This window comes from Streptomyces sp. H39-C1 (assembly GCF_027158125.1).
Taxonomy (GTDB): domain Bacteria; phylum Actinomycetota; class Actinomycetes; order Streptomycetales; family Streptomycetaceae; genus Actinacidiphila; species Actinacidiphila fildesensis.
The window spans coordinates 41,532-49,151 of the sequence record NZ_JAPVLS010000075.1; the positions used below are offsets into that span (position 1 = coordinate 41,532).

The 7,620-nt window shown below is 72.4% G+C and carries 5 protein-coding genes; all 5 read left to right on the forward strand.

Annotated elements, in window-relative coordinates; translation table 11 throughout:
- The first annotated feature begins 11 nt into the window (after window positions 1-11).
- Window positions 12-1,238, forward strand: coding sequence for a serine hydrolase domain-containing protein (locus O3W51_RS35875; RefSeq protein WP_269288380.1), 1,227 nt, complete (start codon window positions 12-14; stop codon window positions 1,236-1,238).
- A 334-nt stretch (window positions 1,239-1,572) separates the two neighbouring features.
- Entirely contained in the window at window positions 1,573-2,121 is a 549-nt protein-coding gene (locus O3W51_RS35880; protein WP_164293170.1) for an FABP family protein, read from the forward strand.
- 226 nt (window positions 2,122-2,347) lie between these two features.
- The gene (locus O3W51_RS35885; protein WP_269288381.1) at window positions 2,348-3,568 is read left to right on the forward strand and encodes an MFS transporter; all 1,221 of its coding nucleotides are present in this window, start codon (window positions 2,348-2,350) and stop codon (window positions 3,566-3,568) included.
- Window positions 3,565-4,728 carry an aminotransferase class V-fold PLP-dependent enzyme gene (locus tag O3W51_RS35890; protein ID WP_269288382.1) on the forward strand — a complete coding sequence of 388 codons (1,164 nt, stop codon included), beginning with the start codon at window positions 3,565-3,567 and terminating at the stop codon, window positions 4,726-4,728. Before O3W51_RS35885 ends, O3W51_RS35890 begins: the two co-directional genes overlap by 4 nt.
- A 303-nt stretch (window positions 4,729-5,031) precedes the next feature.
- Window positions 5,032-7,620 (forward strand): tetratricopeptide repeat protein (locus O3W51_RS35895; protein ID WP_269288383.1); only part of this gene is annotated, 2,589 nt, incomplete at its 3' end.

Sequence of the window (7,620 nt, forward strand, 5' to 3'; positions counted from 1 at the left end):
ATACTGCGCCCATGAGACCAGCCCGCCCGATTACGCTGCTCCGCCTCGCCGCAGCCACCGCCCTCCTTGCCCTCTGCGCCCCGGTCACGACCGCCAGCGGTGCGGCGAGCGATCGCGATCACCGCCACCGGCCCTGCGTCAGTTCTCCGCTGCCCGGCCGCGGCCCGGCACGGGACATCCTGCGGATCGCCGAGCAGGCCAAGGCCGAGATGGATCTCAAGTCCGTGATCCTGCGGGTCACTGTCGACGGTCGCGAGGTCATCACCACCGCGCTCGGCGAGTCGATGACAGGGGTGCCGGCCGAGCCCGCCATGCACTTCCGGAACGGCAACGTGGCGATCAGCTACATGGGCACGGCGCTCCTGCGGCTGGTCGACGAAGGCAGGGTCGACCTCGACGATCCCGTCGCGCGCTGGCTGCCCGACCTTCCGCACGGCCACCAGATCACGCTGCGCATGCTCGGCGCCTCCACCTCCGGTCTCATCGACTACGTCACCTCCCCCGGTTTCTCCGACGCCGTCTATGCGGACCCGTTCCGCCAGTGGACGGCCAAGGAGCTGGTGGCCATCTCGACCAGTAAGCCGCTGTGGTACGAGCCGGGTACCAACTGGAGCTACTCGCACGCCAACTTCGTCCTCCTCGGTGCCGCCCTGGAGAAGATCACCGGGACCCCGCTCGACGTCCTGCTCCAACAGCAGGTCATGGGCCCGCTCGGGCTGAGCGAGACCCGCAACAGCTTCACGCCCGACATTCCGACGCCCGTCCTGCATGCCTTCACCTCCGACCGCGGAAAGTACGAGGAGTCCAGCTTCTGGAACCCCTCATGGACCACTGCCCCCGGCGCGGTACAGACCACGGACATCTGCGACCTGGCCCGCACGGCCGCAGGCATCGGCTCGGGCGAGTTGCTCTCCCCCGCCGCCTACCAGGAAATGCTCAACCCGGGGACGGTGGGCCTGGGCCGTCCGACCAAGACCTGCCCGGCAACGATCTGCATCGCGAACACCGAGGCCACCCACTACGGCATGGGTCTGCTCGTCCTGAACGACTGGGTCTCTCAGCACCCGCTGTTCTTCGGCTACACCGCCGCCCAGGCATACCTCCCCGCTAAGCACCTGGCCATCGCCGTCTCGACCACCACGGGCCCCAAAGCCCCCGACGGCCACACCGCCCAGACGATCACCCAGCGAATCGCCGCCGCCCTGGTCCCGGACCACCCGATTCCCGACTTCGGCTGAGCCGCACCTCATGGCCTCCGTCACTGCATGAAGTAGTGGCCGATGCAGCGACAGCAGCTGCCGCTCCATAAGAAAGACGATCCGGCCGGTCGACCCTTCGAACCGCTCATCCACTTTCCTGACTCGAGTGAGCCTCCCACCCCTGGCCGGGGCGGGAGGCTCACTCGCGGTTGGCGATCCTGTGACGGTCCGGAGGCCTGCGCTGATCAAAAAGCGGCAACATGCGCCAGGGCGGCGTGTGGTGCCCCACGTAGCGGGCCCGCCTTGATCCGGAGGACATACTCTGGGCCCGTGCCGGCCGGTGCCGGCCCCAACCCAGCCAGGAAGGCACGCCATGTTCGACCCCGCCCGGAAGTACCCGTTTCCCGATGCCTTGGGACCGGACGAAGCGCCGGCGCCACACGCACTGCTCGCCCCGGTGAGCGGGCTGCTGGGGACCTGGGCCGGCCGGGGCCGCGGCGGGTATCCCACGATCGGCGAGGAGTTCGAGTACGCGCAGGAGGTCACCTTCAGCCATGACGGGCGGCCCTTCCTCCACTACGAGTCGCGTGCCTGGCTGCTCGACGCGGACGGCGCCCCGCTGCGTCCGTCAGCCCGGGAGAGCGGGTGGTGGCGCATCCAGCCCGAGGGGCGCGTCGAGGCGCTGATCACCCAGCCCACCGGCATCGCGGAGATCTCGGTCGGCAGCGCGGCCGCAGGTGTGATCGACCTCGCCAGCGATCAGGTGGCCCTCGCCCCCACCGCCAAGAAGGTCACCGCCACCCGCCGTCGCTACACCCTGGTCGACGAGGACACCCTCGACTTCGTCCACGACCTCGCGGCGGTCGGCCAACCGCTCCAGCACCACCTCGCGGCCCGGCTCCGTCGCGAGCGCGCCGAGTAGCCCCGAGACCGCCAGCGATCCCGCAGCACCGCCGCCGCTCTCACGGCCTTACTGCACCTGTGACGGTCCGTCATCAACGCAGCGCTGCACGGCAATTCGCGCGTTCGCGGCGCGGTACCGGCCCGACGAGGGGCTGGTGCTTTCGGCGATCGGCCTGCGCCCCGGGGCGGGATCGGCCAGGATACTCACGGGTTCGACGGCGCCGACGAACCGGGGGGTGGGGGCGATGACTGCTGCACGGCCAGGCCTGGCCGTGTTCCTCGCCGCGAAGGCGGCGTCGGACACCGGGTACGCGCTGGACTTCGTCTGCCTGTCGGTGTTCGTCTGGGGGCGGACCGGCTCCGCGCTGGCCACCGGGTTGGTCAGCGTCGCGCTCTACGCCGGGGCGATCCTCGGCGGGCAGGCGGGCAACCGCTACGGGCGCGCCTGGAATCGGCGCGGGGTGATGATCGGCGCGGACGCCGTCCGGATGGCGGTCCTGGTGCTGCTCGCCGTGCTGCCGGCCGGGGCGCAGTTGGCATGGCTGTACCCGGTGGTGTTCTTCCTGGGGGTCGGCCGCTCGGTCTTCGAGGCCACGTTGTCGGCGGCGACGCCGGTGCTGGCCGGCGATGGGGTGCAAACCGTCAACAGCGTGCTGGCCGGGCTCAAGGGGATCGCGTTCGTGGTGGGGATGGGCGCGGCCACGGTCGTCGTGCCGGTCCTCGGATTCCGGGGCGTGTTCGCGCTCGACGCGGGCACGTATGCGCTGTCCGGGGTCGTGCTCATCGCGTTGCGGCTGCCGCTGCGGGAGGCGGCCGCCGTGCCGGTGCCGGCCGGCGCCGGGGCGGCGGGCCGGGATGTCGGTCGGCCGACGTGGCCGCTGTTGGTGCTGACCGGGGTGGCGTCGCTGGTGGTGCTGCGCGGGTTCGACGCGTTCGGCAGCGCCTCGCAGCAGGTGGGCCTGCCCATTCTGGGCAGCCGGTTGCGGCCGGACGAGCCGGCGCTGTTCGCCGGCACGATGTGGAGCGTCTGGGCGATCGGGCTGTTCGTGGCCGGGTTCCTGCTGCGGCCGATGGCCACCCAGATCGTGGCGCGGGCTCCCGCGCTGGTGTTCTGCCTGTCGACCATCGTGATGTCGCTCGGGTTCATCGGGGTGTTCTGGCTGCCGGGTTGGTGGCCGCGGCTGCTGGCGGCGCTGGTCGCCGGGGTGGGCGACGCGTTCAGCGAGATCACCTTCAAACAGGCCCTGCAGCAGCTGCCGGACGAGGAGCGAGGGCAGGCGTTCGGGTTCTGCCAGATCGTCGTCAACGGCGGCCTGATGGCGGGGCTGGCGGTGACGAGCGTGGTCCTGACCCCCGACCTGGCGGCCCGCTGGGTGCTGCTGCTGCACGGCCTGCCGATCGTGCTGGCCGGCTGGCTCGTGCTGACATCCCGGCGGTCGCGCCGGGTTCAGGAGCAGCCCACATGACCGCCGCCGACGGGCGTGACCAGGCGCCGCGCGCCTACCTCGACCACGCCGGGCTCGGCCGGGTCCGCGCTCCGGCCGCCGACGCGATGCGCAGCGCCCTGGCCGAGGTCTATCCGCACGGCAGCGCCCGGATGGGGCGGATCTTCCCGGCCCGGGCCGCGGCCCGGGCGACCGCGGCCGCTCTGTTGGAGTGCTCCCCGGACGAGGTGGCTCTGGTGCCCAACACCTCCACCGGCCTGCATCTGGTGGCCGATGGGCTGCGCTGGGCGCCCGGCGACGAGGTCGTGGTCTTCGATCGGGACTTCCCGGCCAATGTGCACCCCTGGCGGGCCCTGGAGGAGCGCTGGGGAGTGCGGTTGCGGTGGGTGGCGCTGCGGCACGGCGGCTATGAGCCGGACGACATCGCCGCCGCGATCGGGCCGTCGACCCGGCTGATCGCGGCCAGCCACGTGAACTTCGCGACCGGTTTCCGGCTCGACCTCGACCTGCTGTGTGCTCTCGCCGCCCCGGTGGGCGCGCTGGTCTGTGTGGACGCGGTGCAGGGGCTGGGCGCGCTGCCGCTGTCGACGGCCCGTACCCCGGTGGATTTCGTCGCCGCCGGGGCGCACAAGTGGCTGGGCGGCCCGCCGGGCACCGGCCTGTTCTACTGCCGGGCCGGGCGGCTGCCACTGTTGCGCTCGGTTCCCGCGGGCTGGTTCGGCTACGACGGGGCCAACGACATGCTCAGCAAGGGCCCCGGTCACTTCCGGTACGACCTGCCGCTGCGGTCCGGCGCCGGCCGCGTGGAGGGGGGCATGTACGACGTGCTGGGCATGGTGGGGCTGTCGGCCGCACTGGACGAACTGGCGGCGGTGGGCGCCCGAGCGGTGGCGGAGCGGATCGAGTCGCTGACGGGGCGATTGCGCGAGGGGCTGGCCGCAGGGGGCTATCGGGTCGAGTCCCCGGCGGGCGCGGGCGCGTGGTCGGGCATCGTCAGCTTCACCGATCCGCGAAGGGACGGTGGGCGGTTGGTTCAGGAGCTGGTGGCGCGCGGCATCCATGTGTCGTACCCGGACGGCATGATCCGGGTCTCGCCGCACTACTGGACGGACGGGGCCGAGGTCGAGCTGTTGCTCGACGCCTTGGCCGGACCCATGGCGGGCTCCGATGCCCGCCCCTGAAGGGGCAATCGGCGTGGCAGCAACTGCCCAATGTCTTGCGGCCGTTGGCTCGCCGTGCGACAAAGGACGCGTACCCGCACAGACATGTGCGGGTCTTGCTGCGACGGAGGGGATTCCCGATGGAAAAGGAATACGAGAGCTGGGAGCAGCTCGAGGACGAGGTCGAGATCACGACCGGTGCCGCTGACTGCTGGACCTGTCTGATCGACAGCGGCGCCTGACCGTCGCCCCGCACACCACGCTCCCCGCGGTCGCGCCCTGTGCGCGGCCGCGGGGAGACCTTTTCTCACCCGGGAGCTGCGGATGGAACGGTGGCGGTTCAGCCACGGCGTGGTCGGTGTCAACGCCCCCAGCTGGTTGACGTTCGAGGTGCACCGGCCGTATCTCGACGGCGCCGATTCGCCGTTGGCCGAGATCCAGGCCCGCGCCCCGCTGCTGGCCGCCCGCCGGTTCGACCAGCGCGCAGCGACCGCCCTGCGGTTCGGGATGAACATGCCCACCAGCTACCGCCGGCTGCTGATCGAGGAGTCGCGGCTGCGCGAATACCGGGCCGTGGTCCCCACCGACCTCCCGGCGCACTTGGCTTCGGCGTCCTGGACCCGGCTGACGCAGGCGTACATCCGCCGCGCGGAGCTCGACCCCGTCGACCGGGCCACGTTGGCCCAGTGGCTGGTGGCGGTGTGCCTGCCGGCGGCGGTGCTGGAGGTCGTGCCGGACGATCTGGACCGGTTGCGCTGCCGCGACGAGGTCGAGGCCACCGCGCAGGCCGCACGGGCCGCCGCGCTGTTCCAGGCCGAGGGGCTGTCCGCGCGCACCGCCGCGGCCTTTCAGGTTCTGGTCGAGGACCCGCCGGACACCTTGTGCCACGCCCAGGCCGCCGGTTCCTGGGGCTACCTGCTGGCCCGGCACGCCGGCGACGACGCGGCAGCACCCGATCTGGCCCGCCAGGCCCGGGAGCTGCTGGCGCGAGCGGCCGGCGGGCGCACCGCGTTCGAGTGCGCGATCGCGGCGGTCCGGCTGGACCTGCGCGAGGTCATGCGCGCCGAGCGCGAGGAGGACTTCGACGGCGCCGCGACGCTGCTGGCCGCGGCGGCCGCTTCGCTGGAGCCGCTCACCCCGGCCGGCCCGGATGACGAGTTGCTCCTGCTGGAGGCACGGCGGCGGCTGATCGACCGCCGGCTGGAGATCGCGGTGCGCCGCGAGGACGCCGCAGGCGAGCAGCAAGCGCTGGCCGAAGGCATCGCCCTGGACCCCTACTCGGTCAAGATCCGGATGCAGGCCGCGCAGGCGCAGCAGCGGCTGGGCCGGCCCGATCGGGCACTGGCCGGCTATCTGCACGCCGCCCGGCTCGGTCCGCTCGGCACCGGTTTCGCGCTGGTGGCAGCCGCCGAGTGCGCCCGGCAGGCCGGCCACGAGGAGTTCGCGTTGCTGCTCGCGGAGCGGGCCTTTCGGGCCGCGCCGCGCTCAGCCAGGACCAAACAGCTGCTCGTCGACGGCTACGCCCGGGTCGGTGAGGAGGCGCTGGCGAAGGTGGCGCGCCGGGCCGGCCGCCGCACGTGCCGGCCGCCCGGGTACGAGAACAACTGGCACTACCAGATGTACGCGTCCTACTTCAATCTGGGCCGGTCCCGGTCACCGAACCTGTACGCCGAACTGCCCACGCTCGCCTACCGGCACGCAGCGGCGGGCACCGCCCCGGAGATCACCTACCAGCGCCTGATGCCACCGGCCTTCCGCGGCAACCTGGTGCGCGAGTCCGGGCTCGCGGAGTTCGCCGTCGCGCATCCGGCGGAGCTGCCCCAGCACCTGCGCACCCCCGCCTGGGAGCACCTGTGCGAGTGGGTCGACGGCTTCGAGAAGGCGGACCCGGACCGGCAGCTGCTCACCTCCGCGCTGCTGTTCCGGCTCGGCTTCGGCCGGCTGGTGCTCGACCTCATCCCGCAGCGCCCCGCCGCTGAACTGTCCGGTCCGGCCGAGTTACGGCTGCACCACTGGCGCGACCTGGTGCGCTATGTGGGTTCGGTCGGCGGCGGCCGGCAGCAGGTGGCCGCCCCCACCACCTCCTTCGACGTCGCCCGGCACCCCGACTGCCCACTGCGGCTGCGGTTCGTGATCGCGGTGTTCGCCGTGGTCTTCCACGCTCGGGAGACGAAGTCGCTGGACGAGGCGCTGGCCTGGCGGGCCATAGCCGAGCAGGCGCTGACCGAACTGCTCGCGGACCCCGACTGCACACCGCTGGACCGGCTGATGCTGGAGAGCCGGTTCTACCGCAGCGTCACCTACGTGCCGTTCCTGCAGCGCGACGAGGCGCGGTTGACCGCCGAGATGGACCGGGCCGAGGAACTGGCCAGGGCGATCACGTCGGCCACCCCGTACGAGGAGTTCCTGCGGCGGGAGAACCTGCGCGCCTGTTTGGAGAGCCGCTCCAAGGAGGCGCTGGGGTTCGGCCGCGAAGACCTCGCCCACCGGCGGATCACGGAAGTGATCGCCCTCGACCCGTACGAGCCCAAGAGCCATATCGAGCTCGCCGAGTCCCTGGTGCGCCAGGGCCTGCACCGGGAGGCCGCCGACGCCTACCTGCGCGCCGCCCGGCTCGGGCCCACCTCGACCGCGATGAGCTACGGCCTGGCCGGCGAGTGCCTGGCCAAGGCCGGACTGCCGGAACTGGCCGAGGACTGCTTCATCCAGTCCCTGCGCATCGACCCGTACGCCGTCTCGTCCGCCCGCGGTTGGGCCAGAACCGGCCGCGATGACGGCATGGGGGCGCTGGGCCGGGAGTACCGCGACGGTCTGGAGGCGTGGGCCGCGACGCGACGCGCGGCCAGGACCCAGGCCCGCAAGGGGACGACGGCGGGCGGGGGTACCGCGGCGCACGCGGTGACGGCGGACGGG

Bases quoted from the DNA above. Each gene is read 5' to 3' on its own strand.
- O3W51_RS35875 (WP_269288380.1), top strand. From the start codon at position 12: ATGAGACCAGCCCGCCCGATTACGCTGCTCCGCCTCGCCGCAGCCACC.
- O3W51_RS35880 (WP_164293170.1), top strand. From the start codon at position 1,573: ATGTTCGACCCCGCCCGGAAGTACCCGTTTCCCGATGCCTTGGGACCG.
- O3W51_RS35885 (WP_269288381.1), top strand. From the start codon at position 2,348: ATGACTGCTGCACGGCCAGGCCTGGCCGTGTTCCTCGCCGCGAAGGCG.
- O3W51_RS35890 (WP_269288382.1), top strand. From the start codon at position 3,565: ATGACCGCCGCCGACGGGCGTGACCAGGCGCCGCGCGCCTACCTCGAC.